Origin of the sequence: Candidatus Symbiopectobacterium endolongispinus, from assembly GCF_018777385.1 — a bacterium.
Lineage (GTDB): Bacteria > Pseudomonadota > Gammaproteobacteria > Enterobacterales > Enterobacteriaceae > Symbiopectobacterium > Symbiopectobacterium endolongispinus.
In genome coordinates this window covers 552,827-574,995 of record NZ_JAFJYB010000003.1, presented here as the reverse complement: position 1 = coordinate 574,995, position 22,169 = coordinate 552,827, and the positions used below count along the sequence as shown (strand labels likewise).

Genomic DNA, 22,169 nt, shown 5'->3' with positions numbered 1-22,169 from the left:
AAAACGATTTCACTGCTGAATCTTGCTTAACGGGGTAAAAATACAATACTGTAAAAGTTTAACTGGTTTATCATGAAGATAATGAAATGATGTTTCATTAAAAAATCGTTCTACGCCAATTTTTGAACGAGTTTAGTAATGTTTTTTCGCAGAAAAAATGCAGGGGTTGATGTGGAAAGAAGCGTCTTTTATATCTCCGATGGTACCGCCATCACCGCTGAAGTATTAGGCCATGCGGTGCTTTCTCAGTTTCCTGTCAACACGGTCAGCTACACGCTGCCGTTTGTGGAAAGTGAAGAGCGCGCCAACGCGGTACGCGAGCGCATCAATACGCTCTACCAGCAAACGGGCATGCGCCCTCTGGTGTTCTATTCCATCATTAGCCAGACGGTGCGGGATATTATTAACAGCAGCGACGGTTTTTGTCAGGATATCGTGCAGGCGCTGGTTGCGCCATTACAAGGAGAGCTCAATATTCCTCCTGCACCGGAGGCCAATCGCACCCACGGTCTGACCGCTAAAAACCTCGGCAAATATGATGCACGCATCGCCGCCATTGACTATATCCTCGCCCACGACGACGGCATTTCATTACGCAATCTCGATCAAGCGCAGGTGATTTTACTCGGCGTGTCCCGTTGCGGCAAAACGCCCACCAGCCTGTACCTCGCCATGCAGTTTGGCATTCGCGCGGCCAACTACCCTTTCATCGCCGATGATATGGACAATTTGCGCCTGCCTGAAGCGCTTAAACCGTTTCAACACAAACTGTTCGGCCTGACCATCAATGCCGAACGTTTGGCGGCGATCCGGGAAGAACGTCGCGGCAACAGTCGTTATGCGTCGTTACGTCAGTGCCGGATGGAACTGAGCAAAGTAGAAGCGCTGTTTCGACGTCACCAGATTCCTTATCTCAACACGACAAACTACTCCGTGGAGGAGATTTCCGCCAAGATCATCGACATATTAGGCATGAGTCGTCGCATGTACTAGTATATTATCATTTTTTAGCGAAAGCGGGTTGAATTGCCCCCTGATTCGGTTATCGTGGATGTCATGACTTCCCGACATGTCGTCGTAGCGAAGCAACCCATTTGGTAGGGGACGGGGAAAAACTGACACTCACTTAGCGCCCAAGAGTCCCGCCGCCGTCTGACATGATGCGCGAGCCACTCACTCACGTAGCCTTATCTTCAGGAAGATAAACGCAGTGTGAGCGATGACTTATTTTCTATGCGCGTTACCCCTTGGTTCAGCGGCGTTTTTTTGCAAGACGAACCGCCATGCGACACGGTCCCCTGACCGACCCTTAAGCAGAGATATTGCATGTTAAAAACTGATGAGTTACGCAGCCGGCGGCTCGATCGTCTGATCGCGCCGCAGGTGCTGCTGGCGCAATTGCCGGTTTCACCTGCGGTTGCAGAAAACATGACAACGTCACGAAATAGGATAGGAAATATTCTCACCGGAAAAGATCCTCGGTTGCTGGCGATCGTTGGCCCCTATTCTATCCACGATGTTGATGCTGCGCTCAATTATGCGCGGCAGCTCGCTACGCTGCGTGCTCGCTATCAGGATCGACTGGAAATCGTGATGCGCACCTATTTTGAAAAGCCGCGCACCGTTGTCGGCTGGAAAGGGTTAATTTCCGATCCAGCCCTTGATGGTAGCTATCAGGTCAATCACGGCTTGGCATTGGCACGCCGTCTGCTGCTGGATATCAACGCGCTTGGTCTACCAACAGCAACAGAATTTCTGGATATGGTCACCGGGCAATACATTGCCGATATCATCAGTTGGGGAGCCATTGGCGCGCGAACCACCGAAAGCCAGATTCACCGCGAAATGGCCTCCGCCCTCTCCTGCCCGGTGGGTTTCAAAAATGGCACCGACGGCAATCTGCGCATCGCTATTGATTCCATCCGTGCCGCGCGCGCGTCTCATCTGTTTCTCTCGCCAGATAAACAAGGGCAAATGACCATCTACCAGACACACGGCAACCCCTATGGCCATATCATTCTGCGCGGCGGGAAAAATCCCAATTATCACGCCGCCGATATTCAGGCCGCCTGCGAACTGCTGCGCGAATTCGCTTTACCATCACAGTTAGTGGTGGATTTTAGCCACGGCAACAGCTACAAACAGTACCAGCGACAAATGGATGTGTGTGCCGATGTGTGTCAACAGATACGTTCGGGTTCGCGCGCCATTGCAGGTGTTATGGTGGAAAGCTTTCTGGTTGAAGGTCAGCAACCGTTGGCTGCGCCGCAAACGCTGGTTTACGGTAAATCGATTACCGATGGCTGCCTGGGCTGGCAGGACACTGAAACCCTGCTTGCACAATTAGCCGATGCGGTAGACAGCCGCTTCTAACGCCCTACTGCCTTTCAACCGCGCACGGTCATTCCTGGTCGTGCGCTGCCGCTCCATCATCCTCTGCTGGCTTACCTGTTTCCGACGTATTAAGAAATCTTCACTTGATGTCACCTTTTGGCAACATGAAAATGATTCTCATTTATTAAGTTAATTATTTCTAATACGATAATATCCATCGCAGAACGACCACAGGAACAGACAATGCCGAACGCGATTTATGCTCAATACCTGCAAGCCAAAAACAACAATCCCCGCCAGTACGCTCGTGATATCGCCACGACGCTCGGCATCAGTGAAGCAGTGTTGACGCATGCACGCGTCGGTCATGATGCGCAACGCTTGCGAGGGGATGCCAAGCGCTGGCTGCTGGCGCTGGAGAAGGTAGGTCAGACCAAGTCCATCACGCGTAACACCTATGCGGTGCACGAACAGGTTGGCGTTTACCAAAATCAACATTTGGACGGCCATGCGGGGTTGATCCTCAATCCTTACGCGCTGGATCTTCGCCTGTTTTTGCATCAGTGGAATGTGGCATTCAGTCTGCGGGAAGAGACCGCACGCGGCGAGTGTCAGAGCATTCAATTTTTTGACCATCAGGGTGATGATATCCTGACACCGAACAGACCGATATGGCGGCATGGGACGCCTATCTGGCTGAATTTGTCACGGACGTTAACCCAGAGGTGCAGTTACGTCAGGAAACCCCGGCGACCACTCAGGCTCCCAGCATCGACCAGGCGGCATTTGAAGCCGAATGGCGTGCTATGACGGACGTACACCAATTTTTCATTCTACTTAAACGCTACAATCTTACGTGTCAACAGGCTTTCCACGCCGTTAAAGACGATCTGGCCTGCAAGGTCGATAACAGCGCCCTGTCGCAAATTCTTACCGCTGCGCAGCAGGATCAAAAAGACATCATGGTGTTCGTTGGCTAACGTGGCTGCGTACAGATTTTCACCGGCCCCATCGCCCGGGTGGAGAAAATGGCGCAGCACGCGGAATGGATCAACATTTTCAACCCGGATTTCACCCTGCACCTGATTGAAGATGCGATTGCCGAAAGCTGGATCACCCGTAAACCAACCGCAGACGGTGTCGTCACCAGCCTGGAACTCTATGCGGCTGATGGTACGCAAATCGCACAGCTGTTTGGCCAGCGCACTGAAGGCACGCCAGAACAGGCACAATGGCGCAAACAAATCGAGGCGCTCACCGCAAATAAGGAACTGGTCGCATGAAAAACTGGCTTTACGCACTGCTCCTGACGCCGCCACTGAGTGCCAGCGCCAATGAACGTATCGTCTCCATTGGCGGTGATGTCACCGAAATCATCTATGCGCTTGGCTCTGAGCAGCAACTCATTGCCCGCGACAGCACCAGCATGCACCCGGCCGCAACGCAAGCACTGCCGGATGTTGGCTATATGCGCCAATTGAATGCGGAAGGCATTCTGTCATTAAAACCGTCGTTAGTGATTGCCAGTGAGTTGTCACAACCCTCTCTGGTGCTCAAGCAAGTGGCAGACAGCGGCGTCAAAGTGATCATGGTGCCTGCACAACCGACGCTGGAAAGCATTCCGCAGAAAATCAACACGATTGCACAGGCGTTGCAGAAAGAGAGCGAAGGCAAAGTACTGACCGACCGTTATCAGCAGCAGGCGTCCGCCGTGGCACAGCAACCGTTGCCCGTCAAAGCGCTGTTTGTTCTCAGTCACGGTGGCATGACGGCCATGGCGGCAGGGAAAAATACTCCCGCCGATACGGTGATTCGCTCTGCCGGATTACAAAATGCCATGCCTGATGTAGTGCGTTACCAGCCGCTATCGCAAGAAGGCGTTATCGCCAGTGCGCCCGATCTGTTGTTGATCTCCGCACAAGGGCTGCAGAGTTTAGGGGGCGAAGAGAAAATCTGGCAGTTGCCCGGTGTTGCACTGACCCCTGCTGGCAAACACCGCCGTGTCGTGGTGGTCGATGATATGGCGATGCTTGGCTTTACGCTGGAAACCACTGCGCTGTTAACCACGCTGCGTTACGCCGCCGAGCAGGTAAAATGAGACTAAGGCAACGTCCCCGCCTGATTCTGGCGGGGCTGATGTGCTTCACTCTGCTGTTAATGCTGGGTGCCGCCAATATGGGGGCACTCACCCTCTACTTCCGCCAACTGTGGCATGCTCCGATCAGCGATCCGCTGTGGCATATCTGGCTCAATATTCGCCTACCGCGCGTCCTGCTGGCACTGTTGGTGGGCAGCGCGCTCGCCGCAGCCGGTGCAGTGATGCGGGGGCTGTTCCGCAACCCGCTAGCTGATCCCGGATTGCTGGGTATCAGCAGCGGAGCGGCGTTGTTTGTCGCGTTTGCGGTTGTTGATGCCTTTGGGCCTTCCGCAGTTGCTGGCGCTCTATAGCCCGATGTTGGCCGCTTTCGCCGGCAGTCTGACGGTGACAGCCATTCTGTTTATGCTGGGACGCGATGAGCGCGGCGGCGTGACGCGCCTGCTGTTAACCGGCATTGCACTGAATGCGCTATGTGGGGCAGCCGTTGGCGTACTGACCTACATCAGTAACGATCAGCAATTGCGTCAGTTTTCGCTCTGGGGGATGGGCAGCCTGGGACAAGCGCAGTGGCCGGTACTGCTGGTGGCCGCTTCTCTGATCGTTCCCGCGATGGCGTACGTACAGTGTTATGCCCGCAAACTCAATCTGCTTCAGTTGGGTGATGGAGACGCACACTATCTGGGCGTGAAGGTAAAACAGACCAAGCTTATATTACTGCTGCTCAGCGCACTGCTGGTAGGCACGGCAGTGGCGGTCAGCGGCGTGATTGCGTTTATTGGGTTGGTCATTCCACATTTGGTACGCATGAACCTGAGTGCCGATCACCGCTGGTTGCTACCCGGATCAGCGCTGGCAGGTGCAGGATTGCTTATCGCGGCCGATACGCTGGCTCGCACGGTGCTGGCTCCGGCGGAAATACCCGTGAGTTTGCTCACCAGTTTGATAGGCGATCCCTACTTCTTATGGCTCATTGTCACGCACAAGGGACGAACCCATGACTAATCGCCTGATGGCACAGCATCTGCACTATCAGGTCGCCGGACGCACATTGATTGATGATGTTTCGTTGGACATCAACTACGGTGAGATCGTCGCGATTATTGGCCCGAATGGGGCGGGAAAATCCACGCTGCTGCGTCTGCTCACCGGCTATCTGGCAGCCGATAGCGGTGAATGTCAGTTTGCCGGAAAAGCGCTCGCTGACTGGCAGTCTGATGCTTTGGCACAAACCCGCGCCGTCATGCGTCAACACGGCGCGCTGAATTTTCCGTTTAGCGTGCGCGACGTGGTTGCTATGGGACGTGCGCCCTATCGCCACGATCGTGCATGTGACAGCGTGGTCGATCATGTCATGGCGTTAACCGAATGCACGGCGTTAGCCCAACAGGATTACCGCCATCTTTCCGGCGGCGAGCAGCAGCGCGTGCAGTTGGCACGCGTGCTGGCGCAGTTATGGCACCCGACACCGACGCCATGCTGGCTGTTTCTGGATGAACCGACATCTGCACTTGATCTCTATCATCAACAACACCTGCTGCGTCTGCTTAAGCAGCTTACACAACAGCAGCCCCTTGCTGTGTGCTGCATTCTGCACGACCTGAATCTTGCCGCGCTGTATGCCGATCGCATTGCACTACTGCATCAGGGAAAACTGGTGGCACAAGGCACGCCGCAAGCGGTATTGCAAAGCGAAACGCTCACGCAGTGGTATCAGGCCGACGTGCTGGTACATCCGCATCCCGACGACGCGACGCCGCAAGTTTTTCTGCGCCGTTAGCCTAGCTCGAACAAGACACTTCCAACGCTTTACCCCACGCTGGCGGCGCTGCCGCCAGCGATTCATATTCAGGCTGTTCATCATAAGGACGAGAAAGCGCCTGATGCAACTGCGTCAATGGGCCTACATCATCCTGCTCTGCTGCTTCAATCGCTTGCTGCGCCAGATAGTTACGCAAGATATATTTTGGATTATCCGCTTTCATGCTGCGCTGGCGTTCAGCGTCACTCTGCGTCTCCTGCGCCAGACGTGCGCGATAGTCGCAAAACCAGGCGTCAAATGCAGCACGGTCGATAAACAGGTCACGCAACGGCGACTCGGCATCCCGCACGTTGGTGTCACTCAACAGACGGAAAGTACGGGTATAGTCACTGTGCTCACGCGCCATCAAGTTCAGCAATCCCACCAACAGATCGTTATCTCTGGCATCTGCATCGAAAAAACCCAACTTGGCACGCATAAGTTGACCAAAATGCGCCATCAGGGTTGGTTCATAGCAACCCAGCGCGGTTTCAAGTGATTCCACCGACAACAATCCAGAGAGTGCCTGCGCTAAGCGATGCAAATTCCACAGTGCTACTGCGGGCTGGTTGTCAAACGCATAACGACCGTGGTAATCGGAATGATTACAGACAAAGTCAGGTTGGTAGCCATCCATAAAACCGTAGGGGCCATAATCGAACGTCAGGCCAAGGATCGACATATTGTCAGTGTTCATGACGTCGTGGGCGAACCCCACCGCCTGCCAATGGGAAACCATGCGCGCCGTGCGTTCGACAATATCGGTAAACCAAAGTGAGTAGCGTTGTTCATCGTGCTGCCACTGTGGCCAGTGGTGCGTGATGGCGAAATCGGCCAGTTTTTTCACCTGATCCGGCTGACGCGCATAGTAAAAATGCTCAAAATGCCCGAAACGCAGATGACTTTCGGCAACACGCATCAGCATCGCACCCTGCTCCTGCTGTTCGCGCTGAACGGGTTCATCACTGGTAACGATCGCCAAGGCGCGCGTGGTAGGAATGCCCAGATGATGCAGAGCTTCCGACGCGAGAAACTCGCGAATCACCGATCGCAGCACTGCGCGACCGTCTCCCATGCGCGAATAGGAGGTCAACCCTGCCCCTTTCAGGTGCCACTCCATGCTGGAGCCGCTCGCCAGCCGCTGCTCACCCAGCAAAATCCCCCGCCCATCGCCCAGTTGTCCGGCCCATACGCCAAACTGATGGCCACTATAGACCTGCGCCAACGGCAGCATACCGGGCAGCAGCGTTTTTCCTTGCCAGATATCAATATGTTCAGGCTGAAACCAACGGGCAGGCACCCCTAATTGCTCCGCCAGTTCCGCGCTGTGATACAGCAAGCGCGCCCCCAGTAACGGTGTGGGCAAAAGAGCCGTGTAACATCTGGGCAAAGCGTCATGGTAGTGATGGGTAAATCGTAATCCCTGTGTCATCGTCGTTATGTCACTCTACAGCGTCTGTCAAACTTGAGTGTAGAACGTCAACACGGAAATAAACACGGAGGAAATACATGGATACTGGTTTACGCCGCCGGAGTCAGTTCCTGTTCCAACGCATCCAACGGGATGGCAGGCCACAGCTTGCCTTGTATCGCATCCACCTTGAGGTGATGCACTTTTTTCAGATGTTCGAGCGTATCAATCCATTTAACTATCACCCCGAGGCCCTGCTGGTGGCTTTTCATCACGTTAAGCAACGGATCCATGATCAGATACGGTGCCGGACGCGAGAGAATATCCCACACCAGTTTAGGATCGATTTTCACATAGCTCAGCAAACCATCGTGGAACGCCTTGAGGTTTACCTTACCTGAGCCGAAATTATCCAGCCACGGGGAAACATGTTACTCAGTTCGGTGATACCAAGGTTTCCTTTACCTTCGCCGAGGTGAGGAAACGCCTCATTAATTTCCAGATGGACAAAGGGTAACGCGCGGATCGCGTTGCGGTGTGGAATCGATGCCATCAGCAGTTCGGCGCAATGCTTCTCAATGCGCTATACCAACAAAAACCGGTGCAGTTTAAGCCACCCCGCTTTGCGTTGGATGATATCGATTTGTTCATCCAGCAACGTCAGTTTTTGCGCCGTGGTCAACATACTCGTCAGGATATCGCCAGGCACGGTGAGTTTACCATCCGCACTATTGAAACACCCCGTCATTTCCAAGGCCAATAGCCGTTCATCCCGGCTATAGATGGGCCAGAACAGGTATTCACTTTGGTAGTCAACGTCTAACGTGATTTTCATGATCGATGTCTGTGGAGATAAGTGTTCAATATCACTCTAGCGCCAACGATGAGCGCTCAACAATCCCTTTTTCATTATCCTGATGCTCCCCTTACAGTGATGTCACGCTGTTAACGATTATGCCGCTTTATCGGATATTCCACGCGTTCACGTGTTTCAATTCAGACTGATGTTAGGGGTTACTCCTCCATTGCAGTGTGACTATTTTGTCAGAAAAAGATCTGCCCGCGCCTTCACGGGATCGGTGTCCCGATACGTTATTTAGCGCAGATCTGTGTATTCATCTTCATCGGACTTACTGCCATCGACAAACATGTCGTAATGCCCGTTGGACTGAGGTTAGGATGAACCGGTGGATCCGCTTACGGGGCGGCAAAGTCAACACCAAAAAGAAAATCATACCTGGAGACAAGAAACGGTTCGATATCCTCCTTATGCTGGATGAAATTTTCACCGTATTCGTCGATTAATAAAAAATAAGTTCATTATGCCGGTCGCGATGATAATCAGTACTGTCGTAATAAATACGGTACTGATATCGAAATATCTCGCTATGGCTCCACCACTTAAAGGTCCCAGAATATGACCTAGGTATTTGACCGAGATCAACCAGTCGAGCAACGTTCCAGAGTATTCAGAAGAAGCATTATCGCCGACAATTTTAGTTATAGTTGGTATTAATCCGGCAAGCGTCAGCCCCATTAAAAACCGTAAGAAAATAAATTCCAGAGTTGTGGTAGAATAAGCCTGAGGAATAAGCAAAAAACCTGTAATAATAAGGCAGGTAACTATAAGAGTCCATGGCCCTATTTTATGTGATAACTGACCAATAAATGGAGAAAAAAGTATGCTACCGAGAGCCGTCGATGATATGGCCAAACCAACAATTAATGATGGTTTGCCATTTTCGCCGACCATATCAAGAAGGATAGCAACATGTTGAATGCTGCAATTATTGGGTATGGAAATGCCGGACAGCGTTTTTCACATGCAATAGACATGGTCAATGCAAGACAACACACTATAGAAGTTAAGTGTGTTGCGGATTCAAATTTTTTGGCTCTGTCCGAAATAAACCTTGGAAAAATCTCAATTTATGAGAGCTATCAGGAAATGTTATTTGAAAATGAATTGGATCTCATTTTTATTGCGACTAATGATAACACTCACTTCAGTCTTTTCAAATTTATAAAAGATTTTAATATAAATTATAGAAAAATCGTGTGTGAAAAGCCTCTAGTGAACACAGCTTCTGAAATGGAGTTTCTGTATGATAACTTTCATGCAAACTCGATATTTGTTCATTTTGTTGAAAGATACAGCGATGCATGTCAAGAATTAATCAATTACATAAGTGAAAACAAAAGAAAAGTTAAAAGAGTTTTTTTGACTGGTCAAAATTCAGGCTAAATGATCCGCGCCCGACAGTTGGCGTCTTCTCAGAAATCACACACCCACTCGATCTTGCTCTTTTCATAAGTGATATTGGCTGTGACGTAAATTTTAAAAACATTAGTACATGGATAAGTAGAAGCGATTTTCATGTTGGCGGTATGTCCAGACCCGATAGCATCACTGTAACGTTAGATTTCGAAAACGGCCCCATTGTATTCGGCAGTAGCAGTTATCTACGTTCTGAACGCACAAGAAAAAGCATCAGAAATTGCCACCCTTGAATTTGATAAACCGCTGTGGGATTACGACTATTTAAAAATCTATGACATAACCAAATCAGAAGGAAATCTCATCAAGATTTATGAACGATCAATTAAACCTAAGAAGGATAATCACAGCGGTTTAACTAAGATTTGTAGGTTCATTGAGCTTATTTATGAAAATATTAAAAATCCTAATAGCAGGAATCTTGCAAATATGGAACAGGGACTTCTCGTACAAAAAATTGTATTAAGCCTGGTTGAATATAACACAACATCAGATCAGGAATTATTCGAAAAAAATCATGAAATAACACAAAACATTCTTCAGGTGATAATTTTTTATTTAATACAAAAGGATGAAAGTAACTGACTATGACTGATAACAAAATAGGATTAATTGGCATTGGTAAAATGGGGTATGGGATAGGACTGAGTCTTATTAACCGTGGGTGTGAACTATATGTCCTGGGAAATAAAAACCGCGAGGGTATCGATAAGTTATTAGCCATAAAGGCAAAAGAAATCGATAACATTAGTCAGATGATCGCGGAATGTAAAACCATAATTCTTTCCCTTCCTTCATCTGCTGAGGTGGATGACGTTTTGTTCGGCCTTAAGGGTATTGAAGAAGGAGGGAATGAAGGAGGGAATTATGATGGGCTCATCATTGATACGGCAACCGGTGACCCGACCTTGAGTAGGATGATTTTAGAAAAGCTATCTTTCTTAGGATTCAAGTATGTTGATGCACCTGTCACAAGAGGCCCTAAAGAAGCGACTGAAGGTCGGCTAAATACGATTCTTGGCGGAGAAGATAGTACCAAAACGAAAGCTAATGAGATTGTATCTATGTACTCTGAATTCATAATACCAAAGCAAGGTACAGGTAGTGCTCATAAATTAAAGCTATTAAATAATGCGCTATCGATAAGTGTTGTTGCGATCAGTGCCGAAATATTTGCCGCGGCAGATAAATTGAATATTGGTCTGGAGTCACTTAGGAACCTTGTTAAGCATGGTGGAGTTAACAACGGACTTTTGCAGAGTTTATTTAAGTGGGGTTTAGATGGAAATAAAGAGAGTTTAGATTTTTCCATATCCAATGCAGAAAAGGATCTGCGTTATTTCGAACGACTGTGTATCGAAGATGGCTACGAAACATTCATTGTGAAATCAGTACATCAGCTCTTCAAAGAAAGCACTGATGCTGGACTTGGAAAACTTACACTGCCTAACATTATTAATGTAGCTCGTTAGTCTTTACAGACAACCTAATTGAGACATAATAATATGATACGTCGCACTACATTTGACAATTGGTTTTCCGCAAATGCTTTAAATATTAATAAACAATTAATTAAATATTTAAGCATTGATACATCTAATGAAAAAGAAAAGGATGCTTACGACTACCTGGAACAGATCCTGACTCAGTATGGTTTTGATTTTTACATTGAACCTTATCATACAGAATTAGATGAGCATAATCTGTCAACATACCCTGTAAATGTGGCAGGCGTTAATATAAGAGCCATTTATAAAAAAGGGGTGAATAATCAGAATAAGATACTCTTTAATTGTCATGTAGATGTCGTACCACATAGTAAATGTTCTAAAAACCAATTTCAGCCATATATCACAGATAATAAAATTTATGCACGTGGGGCATGTGACATAAAATCCAACATGTTTTTATTGCTGGGTGCAATTAAATTTCTGTAGGGAACAGGTAATGATATTGAATTTGATGTACGTTTAGATCTGGTTTCAGATGAAGAAACTGGGGGTAATGGAACGTTATCTACTCTTCTCCATGGCGTTGAAGCTGATTTAGTTGTGGTTTTTGAACCTACAAATCTGGATGTACATAATGGTCACAGAGGATGCCTGACGACAGAGTTAGACATTCAGGGGAAATCTGTGCATATGGGAAGTGATCTTACTGGTGTGTCGGCAATCAAACGTGCTGCTGATGTCATTAAGAGTTTAGAACAACTTGAAGGGTCAATGTTAAAGGAAGCGAGTAAGGATGGAGCATTCAATCTGGATTTGCCCCTATATTTCCAGACACAAGATCACTCTTAAGTTAGCGATTCTCGCTGGCGACGATACTCTCGTGGTGAGCGATACCCCAGCGCGTTGTGTGGATGCTTCTCGTTATAGTGCTCGAACGCGATAGCCAGGTTTTTCAATGCCACTTGCTGATTCGGTTTGGGCATTATACTGATATAGTCGCGCTTCATCGTCTTCACGAAGCTCTCAGCCATTCCATTGCTTTGTGGACTCCTCACTGCCGTTGTCCTCGTTTCAAGATTCAATAGATGACCGAACGCCCTCGTTTCCTTCGCTGTGTAACAGGAGCCGTTATCGCTCAGGAACTCGATGGGGACCTCTGGAAGCCCATTTCCGAACCGCTTACTGACGCTGTTTACCATCACATCCATCACGATTTCACTGGTGTACCCGCCATTTGTCGCTATACAGTCCAGCGCCTCACGGTCACAACAGTCAAGCGCGAACGTGACACGCAGCTTATCGCCATTATCGCAGTTGAACTCGAAGCCATCCGAGCACCACCTGAGGTTACTTTCAGCAACCGCAACCCTGCCGTTGTGACTTCGCTGCTCTTTAGTAACGCCCTTTCTATCCAGCAACAGATGATTGTCGCGCATTACTCTGTAGACCCTTTTGGCATTAACTATCGCAAGCCTATCCTGCTGGCTTTCATCACGCAGTAATGCCCAGACTCGTCTGTAGCCATAGGTCGGCAATTCAGCAGTATGATGCCGTATTCTGCTGATAAGCTCAGCATCGTTGTGGTTAGGCTTCTGTCGGCGATCCTGCCACTCGGCAGAGCTTAGAAGATAAACCGATAACTGCGCACGCGACACATTAAGAGCGCGGCTGACCTGTGTCAGTCCGAATCCCCGGGCAGCAAGGGCGCGTGCGCTATCCATTTTTTTGCCCGGCCGTACTCCACGGCTTCTTTGAGGAGCTCAACCTCCATCGTTTTTTCCCCAGCAGCCGTTGCAGCTCTTTAATCTGCTTCATGGCAGCAGTGAGTGCAGAGGCCGGAACCACTTCTTCTGAGGCACTGACAGCAGTGAAGCTGCCATTCTGATACTGCCGGCGCCAAGTAACTACCTGATTAGGATTGATGCCGTGCAGGCGAGCCACGTGAGATACTGTCATCTTGGGCTCCATAGTCTGCTGAACAATAGCGATTTTTTCCTGAGCGGTACGCCGATGGCGGCGTTCAGGCCCTGACAGAACTGAGATCATTTTTTCGTTGTGACCGGTATTAAACATAGTTTTTAGACTACCTCTTATTTTAAGAGTGTCTATCTGTCTGGAGATCTAAGGGGCCAATCTATTTACAGATAAATGTAGGGAAAATTAATGGTGGAGAGTGGCCCGGCTCAGTCGCTGAGAAATGTTCCCTGGTGTTCAATACGGGTTTTCTCCCGCCCTCATCTATAGAATCCATAGAAAGCCGTATATGTAACCATTTGCGAGCTGTTATTGATGCTTATCCCGGTATCAAAGTAAATTATAATTTTAAAGCAGGATTGAGAAATCAGGCATATCTGAGTTCTATTGAGAATAGTTTGATTAACAGATTTATGGAAATTGCATCTTTAATAAATAAAAAGCACACCTCAATTAAATCTTCAGGATGGCGTGTAAGTTGCGACGCAAGACATTATGCTAATCTTGCAATGATTCCTACCGTTATATTTGGTGCAGGTGCTTTAGAGGATGCACACTCTGCAAATGAGCATATAACAATCGATGATTTGAAAAAAGGGATGTTTATTCTTGCGAATTTTCTGTCCGGGGGTTATGAAAAAATGTATAAGGGGACTGACATTGGGAAAAATATTCTTTTTTGCGGTAATGGTCTCAGTGGAGAAATATTAAATGATGTCAGAAACTGGGGCTATAATATTTTTCTTATAACTGAGTTTCCATATGATAATGGTTTAGAGTATTGTACCGAAGTCGTAGAAGCCAACTCTAAAAATGTATCGTGTGCAGTTGATACAGCAAGAAAGTTAGTAAAAAAGGTTTTACCTTTGATGGCGTGATGAGCCTGTGTTGGGATACAGCCAAATCTGTTTCTGCAATAGCCCCATATTATGGTCTGATAGGTATATCAAATGCCTCTGCAATACTTGCAACTGATAAGGAAATGAGATCAAAAGCATTTGAGGAAGAAGGTATTCCTGCACCCCGTTTTGAAATCTGTTCAAATCTAGAAGAAGTACGGAAATTCTGTGAATTAATCAATTTTCCGATTGTTTTAAAGCCTATTAATCTGTCTTCAAGCAAAGGCGTGATCTTAGTAAAAAATGAGAGTGATTTTGAGAAAAGCTATGATTATGTAAAGCAATATGAACCCTCTGATAAAATTATCGCTAATCAATTTATATTATGGTCCGAGCATAGCACTGAAGGTTTAATGATTGATGGAATTCTCCATCTTACTGCAATTTCTGACAGAGTGTTTAAATACAAAGAGTATGAGTCTCACTTTGTAGAGGTAGGCGACATAATGCCTACATTTATTGATGAATTTATGCAAAACGAGTTGAGATTAATCACTGAGAAAGCCGCATTGTCATTAGGTATATTTAATAGTGTGATTAAAGGCGATATTATAGTTTCTACTTCTGGAGAAGTTTATGCTATAGAACTGGCGGTCCGTTTAGGTGGCCCACGCTTTGACACTGAAATGGTTCCACTAAGTAATGGAACATGTATTTTAAAGGCTGCAATACAACAGGCATTGGGAGAAAACATAGATGTAACGCTGCTTATTCCAAAATTCAGAAAGAGAATGGTCAATAGATCTATTTTTCCAGCCACAGGAGTAATCAGTAAGATTGACGGAACTGAAAGGATTAAGTCCAAAAAAGGTTGCTACGATTTTAAATGGTGGGGTAAGGAATTAAAAGTCGAAGATGTTATATACCCATATGAAAATGGTTGTGGAAATGTAGCATATTTCATTACCGGCGGTTGCACACGGAATGAGGCAATCTCTAATGCATATGAAATAGAAGCTGAGCTTGTTTTTTAACCAAACCTAATGAAGTGAACAATATCTCTTAAGGACAATACGCATGGAATTCGACACCCTTAAATTTAACTCGAATGTGTTGATGCTTGATGCAGACCGTAACGTATCTTTAACTGAACTGGTTTATTATTCTCAACCCAGTATGAGTGTAAATTTCACAGACCTAGTGAAAGAACGTATCATTGCATCAAGAAATACCTTAACTTGCATGGTAAACGATGGGAAAATAATTTATGGTGTCAATACGAGTATGGGGGGTTTGTTGACCGACTCGTTCCTATAGAAAAAGCAGCTGAATTACAAAATAACTTAATCAATGCGGTCGCCACAAATGTGGGCAGTTATTTTAATGATCACTCTGCAAGATCCACTTTTCTTGCTCGTATTATTTCACTGGCAAGAGGTAATTCAGCTTTATCCTTCGATAATTTTAAGCGCATGGTAGATATTTATAACGCTGGGGTCATCCCCTGTATTCCTGAGAAAGGTTCACTGGGCGCCAGCGGTGATTTAGGATCACTGGCAGCTATTGCGCTTTGCCTCACTGGTCAGTGAAAAGCGAAAGTAAAAGGACATGAGCTTTTTGGCAAAGACGCACTTGCCGAGGTCAATATCAAACCATTAAAACTCAGTTACAAAGAGGGACTAACTCTGACAAACGGCACCTCCACAATGGTGGGTATAGCTGCTATCAATGTTTTAAAATCTGAAAATCTTCTGATGAAATACCTTCAAATTAGCGCCCTTACGTTCGAAAGCCTGCGTGCGAAATCAAAACCATTTGACCCTAGAGTACACCAGCTCAAACCGCATAAAGGCCAGCAGGAGGTTGTGACTATACTTTGGGAGGCACTTGAGGGTTCTAAATTGATCGAGGATGAGTCGGCGGTATCGAGTTTACTATATGAAAAGATGTCAGATAATGTGAAACAGGCCGATCAGCCTATTGAAGATAGCTATTCTATTCGATGCACACCACAGATTTTGGGGCCTGTACTTGACAACATCCGCTATGTTCATGACGTTATTGAAAATGAATTGAATTCATTAAATAATAATCCTTTAATCACGCCTCAAGACAATGAGGTTTTCCACAACGGTCATTTCCATGGACAATATATTTCTATGACTATGGATCACTTGAATGTTTCCCTGATTGTTTTATGTAATCTTTCTAACAGGCGAATAGACAAATTTTTGACCGTAACGAATAGTAATGGCTTACCTCCTTTCCTGTGTAAAGAAAACCCAGGTCTCAGATTAGGACTTATGGGCGGGCAGTTTATGTCTGCCTCATTAACCGCTGAAAACAGATCTCTCGCCACTCCCCTTTCAATCCAGACACTTACCACTACCGCTGACTTTCAGGATGTTGTTTCATTTGGTCTTGTTGCGGCTCGTCGCGTTCGTGATGTTTTAGTTAATACAAAATATGTTGTGGCATTTGAATTACTGTGTGCTTGCCAAGCCGCTGATATCCGCGGTATCGATAAGCTCAGCCCTAAAGGATACGCTCTCTATAGAAAAATGCGTGAGTTCATTCCTTATTTCGATCGAGACATCGTACTGACAGAATATATTGAATCAATCGTCAACAATATCCTTTGTACTGATAATGCTTGAGGTTTTACTCTAACTGAGAATACATGCGATCTATTATCGATAGCTTTCCATTAATTCTTTATTAACATGTCAATAAAGACATCAGTTGAGGCCATATGGATATTCGCAAGAAGAAAATAGCAGTTATAGGATTGGGTTATGTTGGGTTGCCCTTAGCCGCTGCGTTTGGAAAACATAGGGATGTTGTTGGATATGATAATTCCTCTAAGAGAATTGAAGAGTTAAGATGTGGTATAGATAACACTAAGGAACTTGGTGTTGATGAGATAAACAGTATAAGTTATCTATCTTTTAGTAATGACATTAACGATCTACATAGTTGCGATATTTTTATTCTCACAGTTCCCACTCCAATAAATTCAGGAAACCAGCCTGATTTTAACCCTCTCATCAGTGCCAGTGAAATGATTGGTAAAGTAATGAGAAAAGGTGCAATTGTAATATATGAGTCAACCGTCTTTACTGGCTGTACAGAGGATATATGTGTGCCTATTTTACAAAAAAATTCAGGCCTGATTTTCAACGAAACATTCTTTTGTGGTTATAGCCCTGAGAGAATTAACCCTGGTGACAGTGAAAGACGTTTAACAAACATCAGAAAAATCACTAGTGGCTCAACGCCTGATGTCTCTATTGCTGTTGACGACTTGTATAATGAAATTATAAAAGCAGGTACGTTTATGACCAGTAGCATAAAAGTTGCTGAGGCTGCTAAAATAATTGAAAACGTACAAAGAGATGTTAATATAGCTTTAGTTAATGAGCTGACATTTATTTTTGACACGCTTGAACTTGATATAAAAGAAATTTTTACGTCAGCAAATACCAAATGGAATTTTTTGCTATTCAAGCCAGGTCTTGTCGGCGGGCATTGTATTGGTGTAGATCCTTATTATTTGATTTACAAAGCTCAGGAAGCTGGTTATTACCCAGAACTTATCTCAGCCGGAAGAAGAGTTAATAATAGTATGGCCAAGCATATAGCAGACGTGACCATCAAACGCATTCTTTCCGCTGGCAAGTCTATTTTAAAAGCAAAGGTTTTAATCCTTGGGTTGACTTTTAAGGAAAATTGTCCTGACATACGTAACACTAAAGTTGTTGATCTTTTTAATTCACTCAAAGATTACTGCATGGGTGTTGATATATATGATCCACTAGTAAATATTTCTGAGGCTGAACATTCATACAATTTAAAATGTTTACATTCTTTGCCAGATTCTGGGAACTATTCTGCAATAGTAATTGCTGTAGGTCATAATGAGTTTGTTAACATGGGGCTTTCTAAAATAAAGGCATTGGGCGATAGGAATGCATATATATGATTTAAAAAATATCTTTACATGAATTAACATCGCGAATGGAGGTGGTTATGGAGGAATACCGTGATATTCTAAACGAACTTTGCCGAGAAAGTAAGACATGGCTGATAACAGGCTGTGCATGTTTCATCGGTAGTAACTTACTAAAGGTACTGCTTAAATGTAACCAATATGTAGTGGGTTTGGATAACTTCAGTACTGGCAGCCCAAAAAATATAGACGATGTAAAAAACCTAGTTAATGAGCAGCAATGGGAACGGTTTAATTTTATCAATGGCGATATCCGTAATGCCTGCGACTGCGATAATGCCTTGATGTGGAGCGCCAACCGTCCGGTCGAATATGTCTTACATCAGGCTGCATTGGGCAGTGTACCCAGAAGTATTGACGACCCTACGGAAACGAATGGCGTCAATATTACGGGGTTTCTTAATGTTCTGATGGCATTAAAAAAGAGTAAGGTTAAACGTCTTGTTTATGCTGCCAGTAGTAGCACATATGGCGATATTCAGGATGTGCCAAAGGTTGAACACTCGATTGGTAGTCCAATGAGCCCTTATGCTGTTACAAAATATGCTAACGAACTTTACGCAAATGTCTTCCATAAAGTCTATGGTTTAAATAGCATCGGACTACGTTATTTCAACGTATTTGGTCCCAGACAGAACGTAAATGGCGCATATGCCGCGGTCATCCCTAAATGGATTTCTCAGGTGATAACTGGACAGGGAATCATAATCAATGGTGATGGAAGTACCAGTCGTGATTTTTGTTACATCGATAATGTTGTTCAGGCTAATCTTCGCGCGGCCCTTATTCAGTCTGAAACCGCCATCAACCATATATATAATATCGCAAACGGAGAGAGTACCTCATTGAATGCCTTACTTAAATTTATAATAGCAGAAATTTCAACGACCCTAAAAACAGTATCTCCTGAAATAGATATGCAAGACTTCCGCCTCGGTGACGCTCTTCATTCTCTCGCAGATATACGTAAAGCGCAGAATTTTTTAGGGTACAAGCCTCAATATAAAGTATTCGATGGTTTAACGAAAACCATTTCATGGTATGTTAATCAATATAAATGATATTTTACCCATAACCAGGAGTCTTTATGATACCCAAATCTCTATTCATAAATGGATGGCCTAATTCTGTTCGCCCCCTTGATGATTTTATTCCTCATTACAAAAAACAGTTGATAATTGTCTGCGCGGAGAACTTAGCTGTAGCATTTAAAGCACAGGGTTGGGATTGTTTTATTGTTTCTTCTCATTCCATTGAATCATATGAGATTGAGCTTCTTCCTGTATTATGTGACATGGAAATATTCAGCATTATTGCAGACAGTGAACTGCATATCTTGCCTGCCGCCTATCTGAGAGAAAAACTTAATATTCAGGGACAAGATCTCAGGAGTGCCAACGACTTCAGAAATAAGCTAGAGATGATTAATTTTTTTTAAAAATCCTAAAACATTCAAAGTGCCTTTGACTGTTAATACAGAATCTAAGGTTAAGGGGGACGTTGAAAAAATAGAATCTGGGAAAAATTATATAATTAAACCTATATCTGGAACTGATTCTTTTTAAGTGACAAAAATCACTGAAAGTGACCTTCTAAATAAAATTAAAATTAGTCAGGAAGGTTTTTTATACAGGAATTCATTGACTTTCTCGTTTATCATGTAAATGGTGTAGTATGTGGTGGTGAACTGATTTTATATTCAGTTTCAAAATACGACGGCACTTGTTTGGCTTATGCTAAATCAGAATCTCTGTTTTTAGGTAGCACTGTAGTTTTCGATAAAAATATTATCGATAGTTTCGGCCATGTCATTCATGAAATACTACCTCTGATGCCCACCCCTGAAAATACAACATTCCATTCAGAGTTTTTTGTAGATGATGAATCTAAAGATATTTATTTTTGCGAAATCGCTTCCCGCTCCCCCGGTGGAAGTGGAACATTAGTTAATATGATTGAATATATGTATGGTGTGAATCTGTCTTATGAAATGATTGCTCATAATATGCCATCCTATGTCCCAAAAGATGACCGTTATGACATTGTCCGGCAGGAGAGACAAACAGCATCAACAATGTTTGTACCATTAAGTCTTGTAACTCACTTCCCAGAGACAATCCCCGATAATGTCATTTACTATCACGGCCCCAACGGACGGGATCCAGCTTATACGGATCATTTCAGAACTTCCGATGATGCAATCAAAATTGTTTTCACTTCAAAAATCTCTGATTTACTTAATGAAAAGAAAAAATACTCAATCTATTTGGCTGCGGTGATAGTTAAACCCTATCGTTATATTCAGACGCGCTAATAAATGAGAAACACTGGTGTATATTTTTTTAAATTAATCAGTCGAGTTTAATAAGATCTTCTCGGGAGCAAACTGATATGATCGTAAGTATCTAACGAATGCTCTCAGCCAACCATGCATTCAGCTGTTGCAGCTCAGACTGCTGCTCGGGAAATTGTTCAAACAGCGCTTCGCCTGCCGCGATAATGTCTGGGACACGGTAAGCCTGGCCCCGTAAAGCCTGTGCCAGCGCCGCTAGCGGCGCTGGGTTCAGACTGTCCGTAAACAGCTGGCTGCGTGTGATCACGCCGCGATCAACATCCATATGTAGTTCAATACCGCCCCAAGGAAAACGTGTATCCAACGCATGGGTAAAATCCGGAGCCTGACCAAAATTCCATTCCCAGCTGCTTTGTTTGGCAAACTGCTCGCGAAAGCCGGGAAGATCGGGCATTTTCGCGGGTGAGATGTGCTCCGCTGTGCAACTATCCGCGTAATAGGCAAAAAACGCGTCACGTACCGCCTCACACACTTGTGCATGATCGACCGTCGGCAACAGTTCCACCAGATTGGCAACCCAAGAGCGAACTGAGGTAATACCTTTGGCCTGTAATTTCTTCACATCCGGGTTGAAGTAATTTGCCAAACGTGAAAGATCGGCATTGAGCAACAGCGTACCGTGGTGAAAGCCACGATCCTTGGTTTCCCGGTAGGCAGACCCCGAAACTTTAAGTTCACCGTCAGGCGTATCCACTCCACCACCAGATCGTTCCGCCCTGAAGCCGAAGCAGCTACACCTAGCGCAGTCAGCGCATTAAGAATGATAGCGGTTGAAACGCTTTTATCGTAACCCGGTTTTCCAGCCATAAAGGTAAGCAGGTGTTGCCCAAATCGTGGAAAACGGCGCCGCCACCGCTGCTGCGACGCGCCAGCTTGATGCCATCCTCCTCCATCTTGCGCGTGTTGCACTCTTTCCACGGGTTTTGCGCCCGACCAATCACCACGGTTTCCGCATTGCGCCAGAGAAACAGCACGTGCTGCGTGGGGGGACATTTGGCGAAAGATGCACTCTTCGACGGCCAGATTAAACCAGGGATCGTAAGAGTCAGACAGCAACAAACGGAGTGAAGACATTGAGGCTCCATGCGCAAACGACCTGCCGACATCGGCAGCCGTTACTTGAGAGTGGAATCAGATTCGGCGCGCCTGCCAGTAGGCCCGCTTCCAGTAGACGTTATCCAATGACGATCGCATTACACCCTGGCTGGTCGAGGCGTGAATAAACTGATCGTCTTTATCATAAATACCCACATGCAATCCGCTGCTGCCGCTACCGGTTTTGAAAAACACCAAATCGCCCGGCAACAGGTCGTCCCGGTCAATGCGGGAACCCAATTCCGTTTGCGCCTCGGTGGTGCGCGGCAGTTGCATACCGAAACGATCGCGAAAGGTTAAATAGACAAAGCCAGAGCAATCGATGCCACGGTGATCCAGCCCGCCATAGCGATACGGCGTGCCACGCCACTGCGTGAGCTGTTCATTAAGTTGGCTTATCACCATGATGGGGTCGCCCAGACGCGGATTAGGCGGTGGAGCGCGGTGGCTGCTGCACCCGACCAAAAACAAACTTGCGATCAGCAACCCCTGAATCAAGCGCATCTGCGGTATCCTGCGAGTATCGGTT

21 protein-coding genes and 5 pseudogenes are annotated in these 22,169 nt (G+C 45.9%); 18 read left to right on the top strand and 8 right to left on the bottom strand.

The genetic code is table 11. From position 1 onward, the window contains the following. Positions 1-171 precede the first annotated feature (171 nt). From ppsR to JZM30_RS14360, 6 genes and pseudogenes are all read left to right on the top strand, one after another. On the top strand, positions 172-993 hold the full coding sequence (gene ppsR, locus JZM30_RS14385) for a posphoenolpyruvate synthetase regulatory kinase/phosphorylase PpsR (protein WP_252319527.1): 822 nt from the start codon (positions 172-174) through the stop codon (positions 991-993). A gap of 333 nt (positions 994-1,326) precedes the next feature. After that, complete coding sequence (locus JZM30_RS14380; RefSeq protein WP_252319526.1) at positions 1,327-2,373, top strand: 3-deoxy-7-phosphoheptulonate synthase; 1,047 nt, start codon at positions 1,327-1,329, stop codon at positions 2,371-2,373. A 204-nt stretch (positions 2,374-2,577) separates the two neighbouring features. Continuing rightward, positions 2,578-3,617 (top strand): annotated as a pseudogene (locus tag JZM30_RS14375) (hemin-degrading factor). Beyond that, positions 3,614-4,432, top strand: a complete 819-nt coding sequence (locus JZM30_RS14370) for a heme/hemin ABC transporter substrate-binding protein (RefSeq protein WP_252319525.1) — start codon at positions 3,614-3,616, stop codon at positions 4,430-4,432. Before JZM30_RS14375 ends, JZM30_RS14370 begins: the two are co-directional and overlap by 4 nt. Then, positions 4,429-5,434, top strand: a pseudogene (locus JZM30_RS14365) (FecCD family ABC transporter permease). The gene JZM30_RS14370 and the pseudogene JZM30_RS14365 overlap by 4 nt, the downstream one beginning before the upstream one ends. Next, the gene (locus tag JZM30_RS14360) at positions 5,427-6,209 is read left to right on the top strand and encodes a heme ABC transporter ATP-binding protein (protein WP_252319524.1); all 783 of its coding nucleotides are present in this window, start codon (positions 5,427-5,429) and stop codon (positions 6,207-6,209) included. Before JZM30_RS14365 ends, JZM30_RS14360 begins: the two are co-directional and overlap by 8 nt. A 1-nt stretch (position 6,210) precedes the next feature. Here the strand turns inward: JZM30_RS14360 and JZM30_RS14355 are convergent, their stop codons facing one another. From JZM30_RS14355 to JZM30_RS14335, 5 genes are all read right to left on the bottom strand, one after another. Beyond that, complete coding sequence (locus JZM30_RS14355) at positions 6,211-7,662, bottom strand: protein adenylyltransferase SelO (RefSeq protein ID WP_252319522.1); 1,452 nt, start codon at positions 7,660-7,662, stop codon at positions 6,211-6,213. Between the two features lie 89 nt (positions 7,663-7,751). Next, on the bottom strand, positions 7,752-8,006 hold the full coding sequence (locus JZM30_RS14350; protein WP_252319520.1) for a hypothetical protein: 255 nt from the start codon (positions 8,004-8,006) through the stop codon (positions 7,752-7,754). A 23-nt stretch (positions 8,007-8,029) separates the two neighbouring features. Beyond that, entirely contained in the window at positions 8,030-8,194 is a 165-nt protein-coding gene (locus tag JZM30_RS14345; protein ID WP_252319518.1) for a hypothetical protein, read from the bottom strand. 30 nt (positions 8,195-8,224) lie between these two features. Continuing rightward, positions 8,225-8,476 (bottom strand): EAL domain-containing protein, encoded by a 252-nt coding sequence (locus tag JZM30_RS14340; RefSeq protein WP_252319516.1) that lies wholly within the window; start codon positions 8,474-8,476, stop codon positions 8,225-8,227. A 450-nt stretch (positions 8,477-8,926) separates the two neighbouring features. Continuing rightward, positions 8,927-9,406, bottom strand: coding sequence for an MFS transporter (locus JZM30_RS14335; protein ID WP_291831133.1), 480 nt, complete (start codon positions 9,404-9,406; stop codon positions 8,927-8,929). Positions 9,407-9,412: 6 nt separating this feature from the next. Here JZM30_RS14335 and JZM30_RS14330 point away from each other — a divergent pair, with 6 nt between their 5' ends. The 5 genes from JZM30_RS14330 to JZM30_RS24355 all read left to right on the top strand — a co-directional run bounded on the left by JZM30_RS14330 (position 9,413) and on the right by JZM30_RS24355 (position 12,219). Next, positions 9,413-9,886 (top strand): Gfo/Idh/MocA family oxidoreductase, encoded by a 474-nt coding sequence (locus JZM30_RS14330; protein ID WP_252319512.1) that lies wholly within the window; start codon positions 9,413-9,415, stop codon positions 9,884-9,886. 195 nt (positions 9,887-10,081) lie between these two features. Beyond that, positions 10,082-10,504: a hypothetical protein gene (locus JZM30_RS14325; protein ID WP_252319510.1), complete on the top strand. Its 423-nt coding sequence runs from the start codon at positions 10,082-10,084 to the stop codon at positions 10,502-10,504. Positions 10,505-10,506: 2 nt separating this feature from the next. Beyond that, positions 10,507-11,391, top strand: coding sequence for an NAD(P)-dependent oxidoreductase (locus JZM30_RS14320; protein WP_252319508.1), 885 nt, complete (start codon positions 10,507-10,509; stop codon positions 11,389-11,391). Positions 11,392-11,424: 33 nt separating this feature from the next. Continuing rightward, positions 11,425-11,856 carry a M20/M25/M40 family metallo-hydrolase gene (locus tag JZM30_RS14315; RefSeq protein WP_252319505.1) on the top strand — a complete coding sequence of 144 codons (432 nt, stop codon included), beginning with the start codon at positions 11,425-11,427 and terminating at the stop codon, positions 11,854-11,856. Positions 11,857-11,970: 114 nt separating this feature from the next. Beyond that, entirely contained in the window at positions 11,971-12,219 is a 249-nt protein-coding gene (locus JZM30_RS24355) for a peptidase dimerization domain-containing protein (RefSeq protein ID WP_367115877.1), read from the top strand. Here JZM30_RS24355 and JZM30_RS14310 read toward each other — a convergent pair. Continuing rightward, positions 12,216-13,416, bottom strand: a pseudogene (locus JZM30_RS14310) (IS3 family transposase). The gene JZM30_RS24355 and the pseudogene JZM30_RS14310 overlap by 4 nt on opposite strands. Before the next feature lie 86 nt (positions 13,417-13,502). On the opposite strand from JZM30_RS14310, the gene JZM30_RS14305 reads away from it, so the two are divergent. The 7 genes and pseudogenes from JZM30_RS14305 to JZM30_RS14275 all read left to right on the top strand — a co-directional run bounded on the left by JZM30_RS14305 (position 13,503) and on the right by JZM30_RS14275 (position 20,506). Further along, positions 13,503-14,222 carry a M20/M25/M40 family metallo-hydrolase gene (locus JZM30_RS14305; protein WP_291831225.1) on the top strand — a complete coding sequence of 240 codons (720 nt, stop codon included), beginning with the start codon at positions 13,503-13,505 and terminating at the stop codon, positions 14,220-14,222. Further along, positions 14,222-15,217: an ATP-grasp domain-containing protein gene (locus JZM30_RS14300; protein ID WP_252319684.1), complete on the top strand. Its 996-nt coding sequence runs from the start codon at positions 14,222-14,224 to the stop codon at positions 15,215-15,217. The genes JZM30_RS14305 and JZM30_RS14300 overlap by 1 nt, the downstream gene beginning before the upstream one ends. Before the next feature lie 204 nt (positions 15,218-15,421). Then, a pseudogene (locus JZM30_RS14295) lies at positions 15,422-16,840 on the top strand (aromatic amino acid lyase). A 95-nt stretch (positions 16,841-16,935) separates the two neighbouring features. Next, a complete protein-coding gene (locus tag JZM30_RS14290; protein ID WP_252319504.1) occupies positions 16,936-18,165 on the top strand; it encodes a nucleotide sugar dehydrogenase in 1,230 nt (409 codons plus the stop codon). Between the two features lie 47 nt (positions 18,166-18,212). Continuing rightward, positions 18,213-19,253, top strand: coding sequence for an SDR family oxidoreductase (locus JZM30_RS14285; RefSeq protein ID WP_252319503.1), 1,041 nt, complete (start codon positions 18,213-18,215; stop codon positions 19,251-19,253). Positions 19,254-19,279: 26 nt separating this feature from the next. Then, a complete protein-coding gene (locus tag JZM30_RS14280) occupies positions 19,280-19,630 on the top strand; it encodes a hypothetical protein (RefSeq protein WP_252319502.1) in 351 nt (116 codons plus the stop codon). Between the two features lie 288 nt (positions 19,631-19,918). Continuing rightward, complete coding sequence (locus JZM30_RS14275) at positions 19,919-20,506, top strand: hypothetical protein (RefSeq protein WP_252319501.1); 588 nt, start codon at positions 19,919-19,921, stop codon at positions 20,504-20,506. 91 nt (positions 20,507-20,597) lie between these two features. Here the strand turns inward: JZM30_RS14275 and lplA are convergent. Then, a pseudogene (gene lplA / locus JZM30_RS14270) lies at positions 20,598-21,619 on the bottom strand (lipoate--protein ligase). 57 nt (positions 21,620-21,676) lie between these two features. After that, a complete protein-coding gene (locus JZM30_RS14265) occupies positions 21,677-22,144 on the bottom strand; it encodes an NlpC/P60 family protein (RefSeq protein WP_252319500.1) in 468 nt (155 codons plus the stop codon). Between the last annotated feature and the right edge of the window lie 25 nt (positions 22,145-22,169).